Source organism: Rathayibacter sp. CAU 1779 (genome assembly GCF_054551755.1).
The window spans coordinates 176,612-198,327 of record NZ_JBTOLK010000003.1 but is presented as its reverse complement, the minus strand read 5'-3'; the positions used below and the strand labels follow the sequence as shown (position 1 = coordinate 198,327).

Here is a 21,716-nt window from a genome sequence, read left to right as displayed (position 1 = left end):
GGAAGTCGAGGCTTCCCCTCTCGCACGAACCGGCGCGAATCGAGACCCGATTACGAGCGCGAAGGGCTCTCACCGCGAGCGCCGTTCACGGTGCGGCCACCACCGCAGAGCCTAGAATTCCGCTGTGATACTCCTCGACGTGATCAGCCTCGTCGTCGCACTGGTGGCGATCGCTTTCGCCGTGGTCGCCCTGATGCGAGCACGCGGAGCCGACGAGCGAGCGGCGGCCGCGGCATCCGTCGTGGCGAAGGCCGAGACCAGCGCGCAGGCGGCCCAGGCGGGGCTGGAACAGCTCGAGGGCAGGGTCGTACAGGCGCGTCAGGACGCGGCGCACGCCGTGCGAGAGGCGACGAAAGCGGCGCAGGCGGCCACCCAGGCATCCGCGTCGGCCGCCGTCAGCCGGCGTGAGGCGGAGGCTGCAGCCGACAAGGCGTCGCGGGCGGAGGCCGAGGCAGAGGCAGCGCAGTCCGGTGCCGAGGCCGCGCGTCTGGAGGCCACCCAGCTCAGCGTTGCGACGGCGTTCCGCGATGGCGTGGACGCGGGTGCGGAGGTCGCGGCCCCGTCGGCTGCCGGCGAAGCCGAAGCAAGTGCGGAGGCCGCGGGGCGCGCGACGGTCCAGCGTGCTGAGGACCACCTGATGCCGGGTGGCGCCTCCGGAGGCACGGAACGGGTCGTGCAGGTCACTTGGAAGCTGGAACGCATTCGGAACACGACCTGGGTGCTGCGCAACACGGGCTTCGCCAAGGCGCGTGACGCGCTGCTCTCCGACGCCACGGTGCCGCCGAAGTTCGTTCGTCCCGATGAGGTGATTCCGCGCGATGTCGACCGCGACGACGTGCTGCAGTTCCGGGTGACCGCCGGGCGGGGGACGCCTCCACCTCGCATCCGGGTCACGTGGCGCGAGGGCGCGGGATCTCCCGCGTACTCGCGCGAGTTCACCGTTCTCGCCACGGCGTAGGCGACCGCCCGCGCAGTAATGTTTCGAGGTCCGCCCATTGCGGAGTGAGTGCACACTCAGTTAGTGTTCGAGGCGTGCCGAAAATCCCCAACCGGGCGAGCCCGCTGCCTCCCGAGGAGCGCAAAGCCGCCATCATCCAGGCGGTGATCCCCGTCATGATCGAGTACGGCGCAGCACTGACCTCGCGTCAGATCGCTGAGTCTGCCGGAGTGGCGGAGGGGACGATCTTTCGGGCGTTCGGCGACAAGGAGACGCTGCTGCGTGAGGCAGCAGAGGTCTACCTCGATCCGGCGCCGGTGCGCGAGCGCCTTCGCGGGCTCGACGCGTCCCTGCCCCTGGAAGACAAGGTGCGAGGGGTGCTGGAGGTGCTCACCGAACGGTTCCACGGAGTGGTCAGCATCATGGCAGCGCTCGGGCTGGCCGGCGGCCGTCCCGAGCAGATCAGCCGGCGTCCCGCGCAGTCGCCGATCGAGTACGCGTCGGTCGTGGCACGTCTGGTGGAGCCCGAGCTCGATCGGCTGAACGTGCCGCCAGAGGACATCGCGCCGTTCATCCGTCTGATCGCCTTCGCGAGCGCCATCCCCGCGTTCAATCAGGAGAAGGCCTTCGGCTCCCGCGAGCTGGCTCGCCTGATCGTGTACGGCATCGCAGGCGACACGAACACCGGTGAGGAGGATGCCGCGCGCAAGCGGGCCGCGCGAGCTCTCGCTGGAAGGCAGGCACCGGCATCCGCTCGGGTGACGGTCGCGGATGCGGAGACCACCGCCGCGGACGGCGGCGTGACGAACGACGAGGAAGGCGTGCCCACGCGTGTCTGAGCACTCCCGACCTGGAGAGAAGGCGAAGCAATGTTGATGAGAGTCCTGGTGCGGTTCCTCAGACCGCACTGGCCGCTGCTGGTGGGAGTGGTGCTGTTCCAGCTGCTGCAGTCGATCGCGTCCCTGTATCTTCCGACGCTCAACGCCGATCTCATCGACAAGGGCGTCATCAAGGGCGACACGGGATACATCCTCGCCAACGGCGGCTTCATGCTCCTGGTGACGCTCGGGCAGGTGGTGTGCAACATCGTCGCCGTGTACTTCGGTGCGAAGGCGTCGATGAGTCTCGGCCGTGACCTGCGCGGCGCGCTGTTCTCGCACGTCGGCGAGTTCTCCGAGCGCGAGGTGACGAAGTTCGGGGCGCCGTCGCTGATCACCCGCAACACGAACGACGTGCAGCAGGTGCAGATGCTCGTGCTCATGACGTGCACGCTGCTCGTGTCGGCGCCCATCCTCTGCATCGGCGGCATCGTGCTGGCGATCCAGCAGGACCTCAGCATGTCGTGGCTGATCGCGGTCAGCGTGCCGGTGCTGCTGGTCTGCGTGGTGCTCATCATCTCGCGCATGGTTCCGCAGTTCCGGCTCATGCAGACCCGCATCGACAAGGTCAATCAGGTGCTGCGCGAGCAGCTGTCCGGCATCCGCGTGGTGCGGGCGTTCGTGCGTGAGGATGTGGAGCGCGAGAGGTTCGACACGGCGAACCTGGAAGTGACAGAGACGGCCATCAGGGCGGGACGGCTCATGGCGCTGATGTTCCCGACCGTGATGCTGGTGCTGAACCTCTCGAGCGTCGCCGTCATCTGGTTCGGGGCCTTCCGCATCGACGACGGCTCGCTGCAGATCGGCACCATGACGGCCTTCCTGCAGTACCTCATGCAGATCCTGATGGGCGTGATGATGGCGACCTTCATGTTCGTCATGGTGCCGCGCGCCGCGGTGTGCGCGGAGCGGATCGGCGAGGTGCTGGAGACGGAGTCGACGGTGACGGCATCCGACCACGCCATCACGGAACTCCCCGAGCACGGGACCATCGAGCTGTTCGAGGTGGGATTCGCCTACCCGGGTGCGGAGGACCCGGTGCTGAGTGACATCAACGTGCGCATCGAGCGCGGGCAGACGGTCGCGATCATCGGGTCGACCGGATCCGGCAAGACCACCCTCATCAACCTGCTGCCGCGCCTGTTCGACGCCACGAGCGGTCAGGTCCTCGTCGACGGCACGGATGTGGCAGAGGTCGACCCAGACGTGCTGTGGTCGAAGATCGGCCTGGTGCCGCAGAAGCCGTATCTCTTCAGCGGAACCGTCGCATCCAATCTGCGGTACGGCAAGCCGGACGCCACGGAGGATGAGCTCTGGCGCGCCCTGGAGATCGCACAGGCCAAGGACTTCGTCACGGCGATGGACGGCGGCCTCGACGCCGCGATCGCCCAGGGTGGCACGAATGTGTCCGGCGGTCAGCGGCAGCGGTTGGCGATCGCCCGTGCTCTGGTCAAGAGCCCGGAGGTCTACGTGTTCGACGACTCGTTCTCGGCGCTCGACCTGGCGACGGATGCCCGCCTCAGACGGGCGCTCCGCGAGCGTGAACGAGGTTCCACCTTCGTGATCGTGGCGCAGCGTGTCTCCACGATCACGGATGCGGATCAGATCCTGGTGCTGGAGAACGGACGGATCGTCGACTCCGGCACCCACGAACAGCTCCTGACGACGTCCGAGACCTATGCGGAGATCGTGTCCTCCCAGCTCGGGGCGGAGGAAGCAGCATGAGCGAGACGAAGTCAGGTGCGACACAGGCGCCGGCGCGGTCGGGTCCCGGCGGCGGAGGTCCGATGGCGGGGCTCGCCATGCCCACGAAGAAGGCGATGAACTTCGGCCCGAGTGCCAAGCGGCTGATCGGAAGGCTGAAGCCGGAGTCGCTGGGGCTGGTGTTCGTCATCCTGCTCACCGTGCTCAGCGTCACGTTCAGCGTGCTGGGGCCGAAGCTGCTTGGTCAGGGAACCAACATCATCGTGGCCGGCTTCGTCTCCAAGAGCCTGCCGGCCGGGGCCACCAAGGCCGAGGTGCTGGCTGGCATGAGACAGAGCGGGCAGGGACAGCTCGCCGACATGCTCAGCGGAATGGAGCTCAACCCGGGGCACGGAATCGACTTCGGGGCGCTGTCGCAGATTCTCCTCATCGTGCTCGCGCTGTATGTCTTCTCGTCCGTGTTCAGCTGGCTGCAGGCATACCTCCTCAACGGCATCACGATGCGAACGGTGTACCGCCTGCGCAAGGAGGTGGAGGAGAAGGTGCACCGGCTGCCGCTCAAGTACTTCGACACCATGCCTCGTGGAGAACTGCTCAGCCGGGTGACGAACGACATCGACAACGTGCAGCAGAGCCTTCAGCAGACCGTCAGCCAGGTGCTCACGTCGCTGCTGACGGTCGTCGGCGTGCTCGTCATCATGTTCGTGATCTCGCCCCTGCTCGCCGTGATCGCCCTGATCTCCGTTCCGCTCACGCTGGTGGTCACGATGGTGATCGCGAAGCGGTCGCAGAAGATGTTCGTCGCACAGTGGAAGAACACCGGCCAGCTGAACGCGCAGATCGAGGAGACCTACTCTGGACACGCGATCGTGAAGGTGTTCGGCCGCCAGCGCGAAGCGAACGAGCGATTCGCGCTGAAGAACGATGAGCTGTATCGGGCGAGCTTCGGCGCTCAGTTCGTGTCCGGCGTCATCATGCCCTCGATGCAGTTCGTCGGGAACCTCGTGTACGTGGCGATCGCGGTCATCGGCGGTCTGCAGGTGGCGGCCGGTGCCATCCAGATCGGTGATGTGCAGGCGTTCATCCAGTACTCGAGGCAGTTCACCCAACCGCTTGCCCAGCTGGGGTCGATGGCCAATCTGCTGCAGTCGGGCGTGGCATCCGCCGAGCGGGTGTTCGAGCTGCTCGATGCCGACGAGCAGTCGCCGGATCCGGATGCCCCTGCCGCACTCGACGAGACGAAGGGACGGCTCGAGTTCGAGGACGTCGCGTTCCGGTACGTGGCGGACAAGCCGCTGATCGACGACCTCTCGCTGGTCGCCGAACCGGGGCAGACCGTCGCGATCGTCGGCCCGACGGGTGCCGGCAAGACCACGCTGGTGAACCTGATCATGCGGTTCTACGAGGTGGATTCCGGCCGCATCACACTGGACGGTGTCGACATCACCAGGCTCACCAGGGACGAACTGCGCGGCCGCATCGGCATGGTGCTGCAGGACACGTGGCTGTTCGCCGGCACCATCCGGCAGAACATCGCGTACGGGCGGCCGGATGCCACGGAGGACGAGATCGTCGAAGCGGCGCGGGCGAGCTACGTCGATCGGTTCGTGCGCTCGTTGCCCGACGGTTACGACACGATGCTCGACGACGAGGCGTCCAATGTGAGTGCGGGGGAGAAGCAGTTGCTCACCATTGCCAGGGCATTCCTGGCCCGGCCGAGCGTGCTCATCCTCGACGAGGCGACGAGCTCGGTCGACACGCGCACCGAGTTGCTGGTGCAGAAGGCGATGAGCGCGCTGCGCTCCGGCCGCACGAGCTTCGTGATCGCCCACCGGCTCTCGACCATCCGCGACGCAGACCTGATCCTGGTGATGGAGGCCGGGAACATCGTCGAGCAGGGCACGCACGCCCAGCTGCTCGCTGCAGGCGGCGCCTATTACTCGCTCTACAACGCGCAGTTCGCGGGAGCCGTCACCGACGACATCTGATCGACGACGAGTGCGGATGCTGCGGGGCCATTGTCGCGCAGCATCCGCAGGCAGGCAGACAGCCGCCTTGGCCGGCTCACTCGTCGTCCCCAGAGGCTCATCGTGGCCGGGCGTCCACGGATGCCGCTTTCGCGGCATCGCCGGGCCCGGGGATCCGCGAGGGTGGCCGGCATGTCCGAACACCTTGTCGCCTCTGATCCGCTGAGCCTGCTGTCCGTCGTTCCCGATCTCGTGGGGTTCGAGCCGCGGGAGTCTCTCGTGCTCGTCACCTTCTGCGGGAAGACGAGCTCGGGAACCTTCCGTGTCGACCTCCCGCCCGACGCGCCTCCCGCGCCGGAGGGGCCTCTCGATGAGTGCGCGTCATCGGAATCGGAACACGAACGAGCGACGACTCCACGACAGCTGGCCACTGCGCTCCTGGAATCCGTGCGGCGAATCCCGGGCGTGGACCGGATCCTCCCGATCGTCTACACGGATGCCTCCTGCGCCGACGGTCCGCCGCACATCGGGATGGTGTCGGAGATAGGTCGGGCGGCATCCGCTCGACGGATCCGGATGATCGACGCCCTGTACGTCGCAGCAGACGGATGGGGCAGCTACACGGGTGAGGCGCGACCGCGGCGCGAAGTGGATGCCGTCACCAGGCTGCGCAGACTGGATCCGGATGTCCCCGACCTCGGGCCTTCGCCGCGCGAGGCCGCGATGCTCCCGCCGGTCTCCGAGCGCGATCGCCGGCGCACGGCGACCGCGCTCGCGGCCGTCGACCATGACGGCTCGGATGTGGATCCGGTTTGGCTCGCCGGATACAGCGCCGGCTGGCGGCCTGGCGACGTCGGGCCTGCGGCGTCGGCGTTGCTGACCGGTGTCCTCGCCGATCCGGCCGCACGGGACGTTCTCCTGTACACCTGGGCGTGGGGCAGCAGGGCCGGCAGACGCGCGGTGCGCTTTCAGGAGCGCTTCCTCCGAGGCGGACCCGTCGTCGACGCGCGATTCGCCGCGGCGTTCTCGGGTGCGGCCACATTGGGGCGTCCGGATGTCCCGTCGGTCGAGCACGCGATCGCGCTGTTGCGCCGCGTGGCAGCGCATCTGGCCGAGACGCAGAGGGCACCGGCCCTGGCCGCCCTGGCCTGGCTCAGCTGGACGCTCGGTCGCAGTTCCGTCGCCGGTGAGTATGTCAGGCAGGCGAGAGCTGCGGACCCGTCGTACGGCCTCGCCGAGCTCCTGGACGCCATCCTGTCGCACGGGGTTCTCCCGGAGTGGGCATTCATCGCCGACTCGTCGTCGCGGGCGGGACGTCGCAGCCGGGTCGACGCCGTGAGGCCGACGGCATGATGAGACGGGATGGCGAGCCGTCGCGCCGCGGGGAGCATGAGAGCTCGGTCGGCTAGGGACGTGTCCCGTGCGGACGCGATCCGCGCCGACACTACACTCGGGTTTGCCGTCGGAAGGCACCGGCCGCGTCCAGGCGCCGGGCGGATCCCCGCTCGCCACAAGCGGGACCCGTCAGCCGTCCACGTGCAACGCCGATGACGTCGGGCGAGAGGGGGGGGCGGTGGGCGCAGCGCAGCCGTTCGGTCGCGAGCACGGATTCGTGTATATCGCTGTCCCACGCCCACCGGAAGACGACTGGATCGCGATTGCGGCGGAGACGTTCGTCGCGCTCATCGAATCCGGACCTGGTGAACGCGGTGTCGAAGCCCTGACCGAGCTGGCGCGTTCGGCGGATGCCGCGCTCGAAGCGATCGTGTCGGCAATTCCCGCCGGTCCCGACGGCGTGGATTCGTTCGCGGTGGTCCACCTGGATGAGCCTGCCGACGACGGCTGGCGCGTCACCGCCGTCGCACGCGGCCGCGCTCTCGTCGATCTCTACTCGGAGGGCGGATCGCGAAGGTTCTCCTCGTCGGGCGTCCAGCCCTGGTTGATCGCCACGTTCCGGGATGTGGTGGCGGTCGGTCTAGGCGGTCCCGCTCGGCGATTCGACGCCGTGACGCACCGCAACCCGAGCGCTCTGGCAATCGGATTGGGAACCGCGCACGCCGGATCGCTCCTCTGGTCGATGGACTCGATCGATCGCTCGGACGCCGACGCGACGGACGGCGACGTCGGATACGTCCGGTCGGCGGCCGCACTCGACGACGACACGGTGCGCAGGTCGCCGCTCGCGGGGAGATCCGTCCGGCGAGCGGACGAGCCGGACGGAGGGCAGCCCGGGAGAGCGGACGGGCCGGACGGAGGGCGGACCGCTGAGCCGTCCGACACGGCCGGCGTCCTCGACGCGGAGGAAACGGTCGAGCGGCACCGCATCGGCGACCTCGCACCGTTCGAGGACGCGACGGATCGTCCCGCACCGGATGCTCTCCGACGCGAAGCGGACGAGCTCACGGTGGCGCGGGCATCCGTCGCCCGATTCTTCCGTCCGCCGGTGGAGTCCGATCAGGGTGGAAGCCAGGGCGCCGGCGCGAGCTCGAAGCCTTCCAGCGACGGGGACGCGGGCTCTCCCGAGGCCGATGGAACCGCCGCACGCCGAGGAAGGGCGGAACAGGCGACTCCCCGGGGGCGTCCCACCGACCGGCAGGAGCGCACGGTCGAACCGGTCGAACTCGACCGTGACGATCCGGCCTCGCTCGACGGCGAAGCGGCCGCCTCGAAGGCTAAGCGCTCAGCGCCCGGCGAGCTGGAGCCGACTGCCGCGATGCCGCAGCAGTCCACGCACAGGCTGCCAGGCATGTCCGTCGGGGCGCCGGTGAGCGCAGCCTCGTCGCCGGCCGCCGCACCGGGTCGTGCCCCCGCATCCGTCTCGAACGCGCCGGCTGAACCGTCCCCGGTGCGCGTCGGTGTCCGAGGCCGGGACTCCGTACTGCTGGACGCGCCCATCATCGTCGGACGACATCCGGCGGGGACGAGCAGGCACGGCATCCAGCCCCTGCTGGTCACGGTTCCTTCGCCAGGCCAGGTCGTGTCGGCATCGCACCTCAGGATCGAGCGTCAGGGGAGCGTCGTCGTGGTCACCGACCTGAGGTCGAGGAACGGCACGTCGATCACGGTTCCCGGTGCGCGACCGAGGCGGCTGCGTCCCGGCGAATCGTTCGCCGTGCCAGGGGCCGCCACGGTCGAAATCGGGGACGGGACTATCATCGAGATCACCCCCGTAGCACGGTGAGCGCGCCGCACCGACACGATCGTCGATTGGCCCGGCTTGCAGACCCCACCCGAGAGGACGCCCGCGTGACACAAATCGGGCGCAGCAGCAAGAGGCACCACATCACGGTCCCCGGCAAGGACGGCGCACGGATCACGCTGGCGTGGGCATCCGTCACAGACAAGGGCTACCGGCGCGCAGTCAACGAGGACAGCTTCATCGCGAAGTCCCCGATCTTCGCCGTGGCCGACGGCATGGGGGGACACTCGGCGGGCGATGTCGCCAGCGCCGCCGTCGTGAACAGGCTCGCGGAGCACACCGCGCCGTCGTTCGTCGACGAGTCCTCGATCGACACGGCGCTCCGCGATGCGGTCGTCGACATGGAGAAGGGCGCTGGGCAGAGCGACTTGGGCACGGGGACCACCGTGACCGGATTCGCCCTGACGATGGTCGGCGGCGAACCGAGCTGGCTGGTCTTCAACATCGGGGACTCCAGGGTGTACGAGCTCGAGGAGGGCGAACTCCGACAGCTCACGGTCGACCATTCGATCGTGCAGGAGCTGCTCGACGCCGGTGCCATCACGCCGTCGGAGGCGGAGGTGCATCCGCATTCGAACGTGATCACGCGTGCTGTCGGCTTCAACGAGGATCCCGTGCCCGACTTCAGTCTCGTTCCGCTGACCGTTGGCACCAGGCTGCTGGCCTGCTCGGACGGCCTGACGAAGGAACTGACGGAGCACGGCATCCGCCATTTCCTGACCGTCGGTTCGAGCCCGCTGGACGCCGCCGGCCAGCTGATGGACGCCGCGCTCGGCAACGGCGGTCGCGACAATGTCACGGTCGTCGTCGTCGACGTGCTCGAGACCCCTGAAGCGCCTCTGCCTGCTGGACGGCGCACAGGCAGAAGACGCTGAAACTCCGAGTCGGAGCCGTGCGGTTCCGGCCTCAGCCGACCCCAGGCGGCCGGCAACTGCTCCCGCCTACAATGGGTGCACGTTGACCCCGCCCGGGGACGAGGACGACCCAGCTGACGGGAGGTGTCATGGTCAAGAGGTTGCCGTCAACCCCGCCTGTGCTTCCCGGGTTCTCGTACGTGCGTGCGCTCGGATCCGGCGGTTTCGCCGACGTCTTCCTGTACGAGCAGAACATGCCGCGACGCCAGGTGGCCGTCAAGGTGCTGCTCAGCGAGGTCGTGACGCCGAGCGTGCGGGCGATGTTCCAGGCCGAGGCCAACCTGATGGCCCAGCTCAGCTCGCATCCGGCCGTGCTCACCGTCTATCAGGCGAGCGTGGCATCCGACGGGCGGCCGTATCTGGTGATGGAACTGTGCTCGCCGGTGCTGAACCAGCGGTACCGCGCCGAGCCGCTGAGCGTTCCCGACGCTCTCGCGATCGGCGTGAAGATCGCGGGCGCCGTGGAGACCGCGCACCGAGCCGGGGTGCTGCACCGCGACGTGAAGCCGTCGAACATCCTCACGACGGCGTACGGGCATCCGGTGCTCTCCGACTTCGGCATCGCGGCGACCGTCGGTGACGTCGACCTTGCGGATGCCGTCGGCCTGTCGATCCCGTGGTCGGCGCCCGAGGTCATCACCGACCAGACGACAGGGACCGTCGCAAGCGAGGTGTGGGCGCTCGGCGCCACCGTCTATTCGCTGATCGCCGGACGGTCGCCGTTCGAGGTGCCGGGCACGGACAACTCGTCAGCCCAGCTCATCTCGCGCATTCAGCGCGCCAAGCCCGAACCGATCGGCCGCACCGACGTGCCTCCGCGACTCGAGGCCGTGCTGCGTCGGTCGATGTCGAAGAAGCCTGAGGCGCGCCAGCAGAGTGTCCTCGAGCTGATCCGCGACCTCCAGGCAGTGGAGGCGGAGCTCGGATTCGCGCCGACTCCGGCCGATGTCGCGACGGATGTCTGGGTCGCCGCCCCCACCGTCGAAGACGACGATCGGACCCGGGTGAAGGGCGTCGTTGCCGTGACCGGTGCGCAGCGCCGCCGCCGTCGCAGAGATCCCGAACCGCAGGCGGGGGAGGTCGCGCCGGTGCGCGAGACCGGCGCGACCTCCGGTGCCGCAGCCACCCGGCTGAGCAAGGGCGCCGCGTGGCTGATCGCCGTCTGCGTCGTGCTCGGAGTGGCATTCATCGTGACGCTGTCGACCGTGCTCGTGCGTTCCGGGTCACCGTCGGACATCCCGACCGTGCACGATGTCGAGGGCCGGCTGGTCGGCGGATCCGTGGAGTTCAGCTGGCCGGATCCGGGCATCTCGCCGTCGGATGAATACCAGGTGAGCGTCGACGGCGGCGCCCCGAGCGTGCAGCGCAGCTCGACGTTCACCGTCGACGCTCCGCAGCACAGGGTGTGCCTCACCGTCACGGTGAACCGCTCCGGCCGCACAGGAGCGCCCAGCACGCCGAAGTGCGTCGATCCAGCCGGCTCGCCGTGATCCGCTCGCTCTTCACGCACCATCGCTCCGTCGCGATCACCGCCGTCGTGGGCGCCGTCGTCGTGGCGTTGGTCGCGACGATCGCGATCGTCTCCGGTGGCTTCGTGCAGCAGCGCATGGTGCTCGGCGATGCCGCAGTCTGGGTCACCAATTCGGCGACGCAGATGCTCGGCAGGGCGAACACGCAGGTGAACTCGCTCAACTCTGCGGTCACCGCCGGTGAGTCGCTGGATGTCGCGCAGCGCGGCAAATCGGTGCTGCTCGTCGACAAGGCGAACAACACCGTCGCGAAGGTGGACCCGGCATCGGTCACAGCCGGCAAGGCGGTCGCCCTTCCGCCGCGTGATCCACAGGTCGGCATCGCAGGTTCGAAGGCCGTGATCGAGTCGCGGACCACCGGACAGATCTGGCTCGTTCCGCTCACCGATCTCGACTCCTTCACCTCCTCGTCGGCGCCGACCATCGATCTCGGCAGCAAGATCGTCACCTCCCTGGCGCCCGACGGCGTGCTGTTCGCCTACTCGCCGCAATCCGGCACCGTGTACCGGATCGACGCGGCGGGCGGCGACTCCGTCGCACAGACGTGGAAGGCGTCCGCTCCCACACGACGCTCGTCCGTGTCGACCTCGACGCTGCAGATCACGTCGGTCGGCGGCCAGTGGGCGGTGTACGACTCGCAGTCGCGGCGGCTCCGCACGGCAGAGGGCAGCCGCACGCTGCCGGATGCCGTCGGCGGCGATGCGGTGCTGCAGCAGGCATCCGACACAGGCAGCGACCTCGCCGTCGCCTCGGAGTCCGGCGTCTACCTGATCCCGATGAGCGGAGGCGCTGTTCGCACCGCTGTCGAGGGGTCGTACGGCATCGCGGCGGCTCCCGTGTGGGTGAACGGATGCCTGTACACGGCCTGGAACACGGGGCGGACGTGGCGCTCGTGCACGGGCGGCGCCGCCGGTCGCGGCGGAACCCTCAGCGACGTGCGACCCGGCGCGAATCTCGCCTTCCGCGTCAACGGAAACACCGTGGTGCTCAACGACACCACGCACGGAACCTCGTGGTCCGTGCAGCACGGCAACGGACTCATCGACAACTGGGCCGACTTCGCGAAGCCGAACGACGACAAACAGCAGACCGAAGAGAACATCGAGGACAAGCCGCCGACGTACGAGAAGGCGGAGGTGCCGCCGATCGCCGTCGACGACCACTTCGGAGCACGGCCCGGCGTGACGAGTCCGCTCCCGGTGCTGCTCAACGACTACGACCCGAACGGCGACGTGCTCGTCATCGACTCGTTCACACCGGTGCCGCAGGCGACGGCGCGCATCCAGCGCACGGCGGACGACCAGGAACTGCAGATCACGCTTCCGACGGACGCCCACGGGCAGATCGACTTCGACTACACCATCAGCGACGGTCGCGGCGGTCAGACCACCGCCCATGTCACCGTGACGGTCCGCGCGGCGGACGAGAACTCGGCACCGGTGCAGGTCAGGTCCACGAAGGCGACGGTCGGCGCCGGCGGCCGAGTGACCGCCGACGTGCTCGGCGACTGGTACGACCCCGACGGCGATCCCGTCTATCTCAGCTCGGCCACCACTGCGGCGCCGAACAGCGCCAGCTCCACACCACAGGGAACCGTCGTCTACACGGATGCCGGCAAGTCCGGAAGCCTGCAGAACGTCGCGCTCGCCGTCTCGGACGGCCGGACCGAAGGGTACGGCACACTCGCGGTGACCGTGCGGCCGCCGACAGACGTGCCGATCATCGCCGAGCCTTTCGTCGCGACCGCCATCGCGGGAAACGAGATCACGATCTCGCCGCTCGGTCACGTGAGGGGCGGAGTCGGTCCGGTGCGACTGGCATCCGTTCCGGACAAACCGGATGTGACGCTGAGTCCGAACTTCGACGACGGGACGTTCGGGTTCTCCTCCGATGTGCCAGGCAGCCACTACGTGGACTACACGGTGACGGACGGTTCGACGACGGCATCCGGTGAAGTGCGCGTGGTCGTCAGTGCCCCGCAGGATGCGGGCGACGCTCCCGTGACGGTTCCGCACACCGCCTTCATCGAGCAGCAGAGCTCGCAGGAGGTCGACGTTCTGGCGACGGACTTCGATCCTGCTGGCGGGGTTCTGCTGATCACGTCGGCCCAGTCGCCTGCGGAGTCCGTCGGTGTGAAGGTCGAGGTGCTTGACCAGAGGATCCTCAGGGTGACGCTGACCAGGCCGCTCGGCGGACCGGTCTCGTTCACCTACACCGTGAGCAACGGGACGGCGCAGACCGACGGCAGCGTTCGCGTTGTCGAGATACCGCGGCCCGCGGTGCGACAGCCGCCGGTGGCCACTCCGGACTCTGCGACGGTGCGAGCGGGCGACGCCATCGACATCCCGGTGCTGGACAACGACACGCAGGCGGACGGCGACGATCTCACGCTGGACACGGTGCTGCCGACGCCGCTGCCGAAGGGCGACGGACTGCTCTTCGCCTCCGGCAACCAGCTGCGGTATCTGGCGCCCGACAAGCCGGGAAACTACACCGCCGTCTATCGCGTCGACGACGCGGACGGTCAGTGGGCGACGGCCCAGGTCTCCATCTCGGTGCGCGAGGTGGACTCGGAGTCGAACCGTCCGCCCATCCCGCGCACCATCACGGCGCGTGTTCTCTCGGGCAACACGGTGCGCATCCCGATCACGCTCGACGGGATCGATCCCGACGGCGACTCCGTGAAGTTGATCGGACAGTCCACGAACCCGCAGAAGGGCGCGGTGACGGCGGTCGGATCGGACTGGATCGACTACCAGGCCGGCGAGTACGCCGCGGGAACCGACACGTTCGACTACACGGTGGTGGACGCGCTGGGCGCGCACGCCGACGGGACGGTACGCGTCGGCATCGCTCCGCAGACCGGGGGAGCGCGGAATCCGGTGGCCGTCGAGGATCAGGTGACGGTGCGGCCAGGACGAACGGTCTCGGTACAGGTGCTGGCCAACGACTTCGACCCCGACGGCAGTCCACTGCACATCACGTCGGTGCAGCGCACGTCCACGGGGATCGCGAAGGCGAAGATCAGCGGCAAGGTCGTCAAGGTCACGGCACCGCAGAAGGAAGGACGATACGGGTTCATCTACACCGCGCAGAACGACACGGGAGGCACGAGTTCGAACTTCCTGACCGTCGTGGTGCGCAAGGACGCCCCGTTGTCGCGACCCGTCGTCCAGGACACCGTCGTGAGCCTGGCCGACATCCTCGGCCGTAGCCAGGTGACGGTGAATCCGCTGGCGAACGTGTTCTTCGCCGACGGTCCGGTCTCGAGTCTCAAGCTCTCGCTCGTGCCTGGCTACGGAACAACAGCCACGATCACGACCAACGGCCGGGTGCAGGTGAAGATCCTGGACAAGTCGCAGATCATCCCGTTCAAGGTGGCCCATCCCGACGACGCCTCCGTCGCCTCGTACGGCTTCATCTGGGTGCCGGGCTACGACGACGCCCTTCCCCAGTTGAAACCGGGAGCGCCGAAACTCACCGTGCCGAGCGAGAAGACGCTCGTCATCGACCTCGACGACTACGTGGTCACGGCCGGCGGCAAGCAGGTGCGATTGACGGATGCCTCCCACGTGCACGCCACGCACGCCAACGGCGACAGCCTGGTGCGGGACAGCCACACCCTCGTGTTCACCAGTGCTGCGCAGTACTTCGGCCCGGCATCCATCTCGTTCGAGGTGACGGACGGGTCGTCATCCGGCGCCCGCGGCGCGCACATCGCCACCCTGGTGCTTCCGATCGACGTGACGGCGCGCACCAACCAGCCGCCGACGTTCACGGGCGCGCAGGTGGAATTCGAGCCCGGCCAGCAGAAGACGCTGGATCTCGTGAAGCTCACGCGGTACCCCTACGCGAAGGACCAGAAGGAGCTGCAGTACCGCGTGCTCGATCCGAAGCCGGCCGGGGCATCCGTCTCACTGCAGGGCCAGCAGCTCACCGTGCAGGTGTCGGACAAGACCCCGAAGGGCACGCATCTCAGCGTCATCGTCGGCGTGCGCGACGCCGTCAACGACGGCAAGGCCGGGCGCATCGACATCACCGTTGTGCCGTCGACGAGACCGCTCGCCGTGCCGCAGCCCGACCAGGTGATCGCGAGGCGCGGGGCGACCACGAGCGTGGACGTGCTGACCAATGACGCGGCGACCAATCCGTTCCCGTCCACGCCGCTCACGGTGGTGGCCGTGCGAGGAGCGTCGGATGCCGCGCTGCCTGCCGGCGTGCAGGTCACGCCGAGTGCCGACAGATCCCGGCTCACCGTTTCGGTGTCGCAGGACGCGCAGCCCGTCGACACCACGCTGCAATACGAGGTGGCGGATGCCACGGGCGACCCCGACCGCTACACCTGGGGCACCGTGACCATCTCCGTGCAGGACCGCCCCGGTCCGGTGGCGAACCTGCGCATCACGGGCGTCGGCGACCGCCAGTTGACCGTCGCCTGGGATGCGAGTTCCGCCAACAATTCGCCGATCACCGGATACACGGTCTCCCTGGTCGGCTCGAGCGGCGCGGTCGTCGGATCCACGGTCTGCCAGGCGACGACGTGTGTCGTGCCGACCCCCGGCAACGGTCCGCAGAACGCCGTGACCGTGCGGGTCACGGCGAACAACGCGATAGGGACCTCGGATCCGGTCGCGTACTCCGACGCGGTCTGGTCGAACGTGGTGCCGGGCGCGCCGACGAACCTGTCGGTGACCCCTGACGACCAGTCGGTGCACGTCTCGTGGACGGCCCCGGCCCAGGGTGGCTCGGCCAGCGCCGTGACGCAGTATCAGGTGACAGTGGGATCCATCGTGCGCGTCGTCGGCGCAGGCACGACATCCGTCGATATCGGAGGCCTGACGAACGGACAACAGGTGGCAGTCTCGGTCGCCGCGATGAACGACTTCTACGGCACCCAGCCGGTCTGGAACACCGCAGGACCCGTCACCGTCGTCCCGGCGGGCAAGCCGATCTGGACGGGCTCGCCCACTGTGGCGGATGCCGGCGACGGATCCGGCGGCGTCACCGTCTCGTGGGGCGGTCTCGTCTCGGACAACGGATCCGGGATCACCGGGTACACCGTCACGCCGTCGGCAGGATCCTGCGATGCCGTCGCACCCGGCGCGACATCCGCCGTGTGCCACCTCACGGCAGGAGCGCGGACCACGATCACGGTGACGGCGACGAACGGCGTCGGGTCGACGACCTCCGCATCGATCGGCGTCACTCCGGCCTCGTACCCGTCGAAACCCACGTCCGTATCGATCTCGATGGCTCCGCAGGGATCGTCGCCGAACGGCGTGTTCTTCCCGGTCTTCGGCGGCGCCAGCCCCGCCGAAGCCGGACCGGGTGCCACGGGCATCGGCTACGTGTACAGCCTCGACGGCGGCTCCACCTCGCAGCCGATCTCGCCGGGCGGATCCATCGTGACCACGACGTTCGGTTCAGGGCTGACGGTGATGATCGGCGTTGTGGCCAGCTATCCGGGCGGCGTGAGCCTCACGACCTGGTCGGATCCGGTCGGACCCGACGTGGTCGGCGTCGCCGTGAACGCGACGGCCACCGTGCAGGCGGACGCGAACGGCACATTGACGTGGTCGTCCATCCCCACGGGCCCGGGCTACGAGGCCGTCGACTACCGCTGCGGAAACGACGCCGCCTTTGCCGCCATGCCGGCGACGGGGACCTGCCCGTCTCCAGGCGGCACCCTGACCGTGCGTGTCACGGCCAACGGCGGCAAGACCTACACGATGGAGTACCCGCAATGAGCAGCAACGACGTCCTGAACGCCGAGATGGATGACACGCTGCCCGGCCGCAGCCAGTCAGCAGATCGTCAGAACTCGCACGAGAGGATCCCCGCCATGCCGGATGCCCCCGCCGCCTCGTCGCGGCAACTCACCCCGCTCACCGAGGATCAGGCATCCTGGTTCGCCAGCACGGTCGACGCAATCGTCTCCAATGTCGAACGGGTGCTGCTCGGGAAGACGCACGTCATCCGGCTCGCCGTCACGGCGCTGCTCAGCGAGGGACACCTGCTGCTCGAGGACGTGCCAGGAACGGGCAAGACGTCGCTGGCGCGTGCTCTCGCCGAGAGCATCTCGGGAACGAGCAGCCGCATCCAGTTCACGCCCGACCTGCTGCCGGGAGACATCACGGGCGTCGGCGTGTACGACCAGCGCGCCGGCGACTTCGAGTTCCACAAGGGCCCGGTGTTCGCCAACGTCGTGTTGGCGGACGAGATCAACCGTGCAAGCCCCAAGACGCAGTCCGCGCTCCTGGAGGTGATGGAGGAGCGGCAGGTCAGCGTCGACGGCGTCACCCACCGTCTCGCACCCCCGTTCATGGTGATCGCCACGCAGAACCCGATCGAGCAGGCAGGCACGTATCGGCTGCCGGAGGCGCAGCTCGACCGATTCATCATGAAGACATCCATCGGATACCCGGATCACGCGTCGATGGTGCGCATCCTCGAGGGTGCCGACCACTCGGCGCACGACACCGTCGTCCCGACCGTCGTGATGGGCGACATGGTGACCACGATGTCCAAGCTGGCGCGCGCCGTGCACGTCGATCCCGCGATCAACGACTACGTGTCGCGACTGGTGGACGCCACGCGCAATGCCGACGGGGTTCGCCTGGGCGTCAGCGTGCGCGGGGGACTCTCGCTCATCCGCACGGCGAAGACGTACGCGGCCGGACTGGGCCGCCCCTATGTGGTGCCAGACGACGTGAAGGCACTGGCCGAGCCGGTGCTGTCGCACCGCATCGTGCTCGATCCGGAAGCCGAGTTCGACGGCGTCACGACGCAGAGCGTCATCGCGGGCGTCGTACTGGAGACCCCGCCGCCCCTGGACGGGACAGCGGTGTGAGGACCCCGGTGTGAGCCTCGACCAGCACTCCGACACGACCGGACTCGACAACGCTCGGACCCGGATCGTCGGCGCGCGCGACGGACGCCTCGCCGATGCCATCGTGGCGTCCGTGCGCGGCTGGCGGACCTTCGCGGACGGATGCTCGCGCATCTGGCGCGCCGTCCATCGTGTCGTGACCGTGGCCGGCGTGTGCATAGCGCTCGTCACCATCGCCGCGTTCGTCGTCGGCTATGCCGCAGGCCTGTCGGAGTCGCTGATCTTCGGATGGGTCGGCATCGCGCTCTTCGTCGTCGCCGTGCTGTACCAGTTGGGATTCGTCGCCTACCGGGCCGCGCTGCACCTGCCGAATCCCCGGGTGGTGGTCGGCGTGTCCGCGCCCGTGGACGTGGTGGTCTCCAACCCCACGAAACGGGGTCTGCTCTCGGCCAGGATCGAGGTGCCGGTCGGCGAGGGTGTCGCCGAGTTCGCCATGCCGGGGCTGCGACCGGGTGCGGAGTTCCGCGACGTCTTCCTGGTGCCGACGACGCGGCGCGGCGTCGTCACGATCGGGCCGGTGCGGTCCGTTCGTGCGGATCCGGTCGGGCTGCTGCGCCGCGAGACGGACTGGCAGGAGACCGCCGAGCTGTTCGTGCATCCGCTCACCGTCGCGATCCCCGGGATGAGCTCCGGGCTGGTGCGCGACCTGGAGGGCAGCTCGACGAGGGATCTCACGACGAGCGATATGTCGTTCCACGCGCTGCGCGAGTACGCCAGGGGCGACGAGCGGCGGCACATCCACTGGCGGAGCACCGCGAAGACCGGCGCGTTCATGGTGCGTCAGTACGAGCAGACCAGGCGCAGCAACCTGATGGTTGCGCTGTCGCTGGCGGAGGCCGACTTCGCGTCGGAAGACGAGTTCGAGCTCGCCGTGAGCGCCGCGGCCTCGATCGGCGTGCGCGCCGTGCGGGACGGACGTTCCGTGGCGTTCGTGATCAGCGAGCAGACCCCTGATTTCGCCAGAAAGCAGGTGTTCGACGTCCGGGAGCTCGACACTGTGACGCCGACGCGGCTGCTCGACGCCCTGTGCCGGGTCGAACTGGTGTCGGCCGCGCTGCGCATCTCCGATGTGGCGAAGGTCGCGGCGGACAAGGCACCCGACGTGTCGGTCGCCTACCTGGTGTGCGGATCGACGGTGTCCTCCGCCCACCTGCGGCACGCCGCCACCATGTTCCACGCCGGCGTCGAGGTCGTCGCCGTGCGCTGCGTTCCGGGCGACCTGCCCGGACTGCGTCGGGTCGGTGACGTCAGCATCCTCACCATCGGATATCTCGACGACCTGCGTTCCAGCCTCGCGAAAGCGAGCGCCGCATGAACCGCAGGGACGCCTTCTTCCGCATCGTCGGCACGGCGTACGTGATCGCGCTGACGGCCGCGTGCGTCGCCGCCTTCTGGCCTGTCTATCGCGATCTCGACTTCGTCGTGATGGGGATCGGAGCCGTTCTCGCGGGTGCCGCGGTCGCGGTGGTCGGGGCATGGCGGCGCTGGTCCTCGCTCGTCACGGCGCTCGTGTCGGCCGTCGTCTTCCTCCTCGTCGGGGTGCCGCTCGCGGTGCCGGACGAGACTTTGTGGCGGGTGGTTCCCACGCTGCAGGGCTTCCTCGACCTCGTGAGGACCATCGCGGTGGGCTGGAAGGAGCTCGTCACCATCAGCGTCCCGGTGGGCTCGTACCAGGCGCTGCTCACGCCTGCCTATACGCTCGCCTTCGTCGCGACGGTCGTCGCCGTGACGACCGCACTGCGCTCCCGGATGCCGGAGCTCGCCCTCGTCGCACCGCTCGTCGTCTTCGGCCTGGCCATCGTGCTCGGTTCCGACACGTCGGCCACCCCCCTTCCGCTCACTCTCTGCATCGTCGCGTTGAGCGTCGTCTGGCTCGTCTGGATGCGCCGTCGCAGGCGCCTCTCCCGCCTCGTCTCGCTGGCGAGCGAGCACGCCGATGGCGTGCGCCGTAGCGAGCGTTCCGTCGCGGCGGCTCGGTCGGCAGTGATCGCCGTCGTGGCTCTCGCCGTGGCGATCGCGATGGGTGCCGGACTGGCCGTCGGGCTGCCGTCCAGCGCGGCACGGACCGTGGCGCGATCGGCGACGACTCCGCCGTTCGATCCGCGCGACTACCCCAGCCCGCTGTCCGGCTTCCGGTCGTACCTGCAGCCGGATCAGGCGGACGGAGCTCTCTTCACGCTGCACGGTGTGAGCGATCTGAAGCGGGTGCGGATCGCCACCCTCGACACGTATGACGGCGTCGTCTACGCGGTCGGAATGCAGCCGGGAGACTCCGGTGCCTTCGCGCGCATCCCTGACACCGTGTCCCGGCCGATGACGACCGCGAACGGCGCTGCAGCACAGACCGTCGACGTCACGATCGATGGGCTGCAGGGACCCTGGCTGCCCACGTTCGGCGACCTCGAGCGCATCTCGTTCGGCGGCACCGACCCGTCCGCGCTGGGTGACGGCTTCTACTACAACTCGGTGACGGCGAGCATGGCCGATGTCAGCGAGCTGCAATCCGGTGACACGTACAGCCTCACGGCGTCTCCGACGCCGTCCAAGACGATCGCCGAGCTCGCGTCGGCGCGCCCCGGGAAAGCACAGCTCCCCGCGCTCGATGTGCTTCCGGATCATCTCGTCGACACCGTTCACCGCTTTCAGGGCGACGCGACGACGCCTGGCGCGCGGTTGGCGCTCGTGCTGAAGCGGCTCGCCGAGACCGGGTACATCAGCCACGGCCTCGACGGTCAGGTGAAGAGCCTGTCCGGTCACGGCGCCGATCGGATCGACGCTCTGCTCACCGAGGTTCCCATGGTGGGCGACCAGGAGCAGTATGCCGTGACGGCGGCATTGATGGCGCGGCAGCTGGGGTTCCCTGCCAGGGTCGTGCTCGGGTTCGAGGTGGCCCCGAGCGGGAACACGGTCACGGTGAAGGGGAGTGACATCACCGCCTGGATCCAGGTGCAGACCGCTCAGGACGGCTGGGTCGACGTCGACCCCAACCCGCAGGTTTGGTCCATCCCGGAGAAGCAGCCCGACGTGCCCAAGCAGATCTCGCGTCCGCAGTCCGTCGTCGACCCGCCGAAGGACACCACGGATCGCGACCAGAACCCTCCGCCGCAGGCGCACGTCGCTCAGCAGCACGTGAAGCATCTGCCGGCCTGGCTGAGCATCTTGCTCACGGTGCTCACCGTGCTCGGATGGGTGCTGCTGATCGCCGCGCTCGTCGCCTCGCCCTTCCTCGCCGTGATCGCCGCCAAGTGGCGTCGCAGACGGGCGAGACGGTCGTCACGGGTCCTGCCACGTGGACGCATCGCGGGTGCGTGGCTCGAGTTCGCGGACACCGCGCTCGATCACGGCTACACACCGCCTGGATCGCCCACCCGATCCGAAGTCGCCGAACACGTGGGCGGAGCGAGGCCCGTTCTGCTCGCCTCGGTGGCTGACCGCTCCGCGTTCGGTCTCGCCGAGCCGACAGAGGGGGATGCCGACCAGGTGTGGCGAGCCGTCGACGAACTGCGTCGCGACCTCGATGCGCGCACGACCAGGTGGGGTCGCATCCGCGCCCGTGTCTCGCTGCGTTCGCTGGGCGGCTACCGTGGTAGCGCGGGTGGAAAAGACCCGGGACCCGGAGGGAATGCACGGTGAAGTGTGCGTCGTGCGGGGCTGCGCTGCCCGAGCGTGCTCTGTTCTGCGGCAATTGCGGGCGAGCTG

The 21,716-nt window shown here is 68.7% G+C and carries 12 protein-coding genes; all 12 read left to right on the top strand.

The window, feature by feature from the left end:
• The first annotated feature begins 124 nt into the window (after positions 1–124).
• The 12 genes from ACX9R5_RS15055 to ACX9R5_RS15000 all read left to right on the top strand — a co-directional run bounded on the left by ACX9R5_RS15055 (position 125) and on the right by ACX9R5_RS15000 (position 21,650).
• Complete coding sequence (locus ACX9R5_RS15055) at positions 125–958, top strand: hypothetical protein (protein WP_459409858.1); 834 nt, start codon at positions 125–127, stop codon at positions 956–958.
• A gap of 74 nt (positions 959–1,032) precedes the next feature.
• On the top strand, positions 1,033–1,776 hold the full coding sequence (locus ACX9R5_RS15050) for a TetR/AcrR family transcriptional regulator (protein ID WP_459409857.1): 744 nt from the start codon (positions 1,033–1,035) through the stop codon (positions 1,774–1,776).
• A gap of 30 nt (positions 1,777–1,806) precedes the next feature.
• On the top strand, positions 1,807–3,540 hold the full coding sequence (locus tag ACX9R5_RS15045; RefSeq protein ID WP_459409856.1) for an ABC transporter ATP-binding protein: 1,734 nt from the start codon (positions 1,807–1,809) through the stop codon (positions 3,538–3,540).
• The gene (locus tag ACX9R5_RS15040) at positions 3,537–5,507 is read left to right on the top strand and encodes an ABC transporter ATP-binding protein (protein WP_459409855.1); all 1,971 of its coding nucleotides are present in this window, start codon (positions 3,537–3,539) and stop codon (positions 5,505–5,507) included. Before ACX9R5_RS15045 ends, ACX9R5_RS15040 begins: the two co-directional genes overlap by 4 nt.
• A gap of 171 nt (positions 5,508–5,678) precedes the next feature.
• Positions 5,679–6,839, top strand: a complete 1,161-nt coding sequence (locus ACX9R5_RS15035; protein WP_459409854.1) for a DUF4192 family protein — start codon at positions 5,679–5,681, stop codon at positions 6,837–6,839.
• Positions 6,840–7,059: 220 nt separating this feature from the next.
• Positions 7,060–8,667 (top strand): FHA domain-containing protein, encoded by a 1,608-nt coding sequence (locus tag ACX9R5_RS15030; RefSeq protein ID WP_459409853.1) that lies wholly within the window; start codon positions 7,060–7,062, stop codon positions 8,665–8,667.
• A 65-nt stretch (positions 8,668–8,732) separates the two neighbouring features.
• Positions 8,733–9,560 (top strand): PP2C family protein-serine/threonine phosphatase, encoded by an 828-nt coding sequence (locus tag ACX9R5_RS15025; protein ID WP_459409852.1) that lies wholly within the window; start codon positions 8,733–8,735, stop codon positions 9,558–9,560.
• A gap of 128 nt (positions 9,561–9,688) precedes the next feature.
• A complete protein-coding gene (locus ACX9R5_RS15020) occupies positions 9,689–11,089 on the top strand; it encodes a serine/threonine-protein kinase (protein WP_459409851.1) in 1,401 nt (466 codons plus the stop codon).
• Positions 11,062–16,875, top strand: coding sequence for an Ig-like domain-containing protein (locus ACX9R5_RS15015; protein ID WP_459409850.1), 5,814 nt, complete (start codon positions 11,062–11,064; stop codon positions 16,873–16,875). Before ACX9R5_RS15020 ends, ACX9R5_RS15015 begins: the two co-directional genes overlap by 28 nt.
• Before the next feature lie 95 nt (positions 16,876–16,970).
• Positions 16,971–17,978, top strand: coding sequence for an AAA family ATPase (locus ACX9R5_RS15010; RefSeq protein WP_459410103.1), 1,008 nt, complete (start codon positions 16,971–16,973; stop codon positions 17,976–17,978).
• Positions 17,979–17,988: 10 nt separating this feature from the next.
• Positions 17,989–19,332: a DUF58 domain-containing protein gene (locus ACX9R5_RS15005; RefSeq protein ID WP_459409849.1), complete on the top strand. Its 1,344-nt coding sequence runs from the start codon at positions 17,989–17,991 to the stop codon at positions 19,330–19,332.
• The gene (locus ACX9R5_RS15000) at positions 19,329–21,650 is read left to right on the top strand and encodes a DUF4129 domain-containing transglutaminase family protein (protein WP_459409848.1); all 2,322 of its coding nucleotides are present in this window, start codon (positions 19,329–19,331) and stop codon (positions 21,648–21,650) included. Before ACX9R5_RS15005 ends, ACX9R5_RS15000 begins: the two co-directional genes overlap by 4 nt.
• Positions 21,651–21,716: the final 66 nt, after the last annotated feature.

Bases quoted from the DNA above. Each gene is read 5' to 3' on its own strand.
- ACX9R5_RS15045 (WP_459409856.1), top strand. From the start codon at position 1,807: ATGTTGATGAGAGTCCTGGTGCGGTTCCTCAGACCGCACTGGCCGCTG.
- ACX9R5_RS15040 (WP_459409855.1), top strand. From the start codon at position 3,537: ATGAGCGAGACGAAGTCAGGTGCGACACAGGCGCCGGCGCGGTCGGGT.
- ACX9R5_RS15035 (WP_459409854.1), top strand. From the start codon at position 5,679: ATGTCCGAACACCTTGTCGCCTCTGATCCGCTGAGCCTGCTGTCCGTC.
- ACX9R5_RS15020 (WP_459409851.1), top strand. From the start codon at position 9,689: ATGGTCAAGAGGTTGCCGTCAACCCCGCCTGTGCTTCCCGGGTTCTCG.
- ACX9R5_RS15010 (WP_459410103.1), top strand. From the start codon at position 16,971: ATGCCGGATGCCCCCGCCGCCTCGTCGCGGCAACTCACCCCGCTCACC.
- ACX9R5_RS15000 (WP_459409848.1), top strand. From the start codon at position 19,329: ATGAACCGCAGGGACGCCTTCTTCCGCATCGTCGGCACGGCGTACGTG.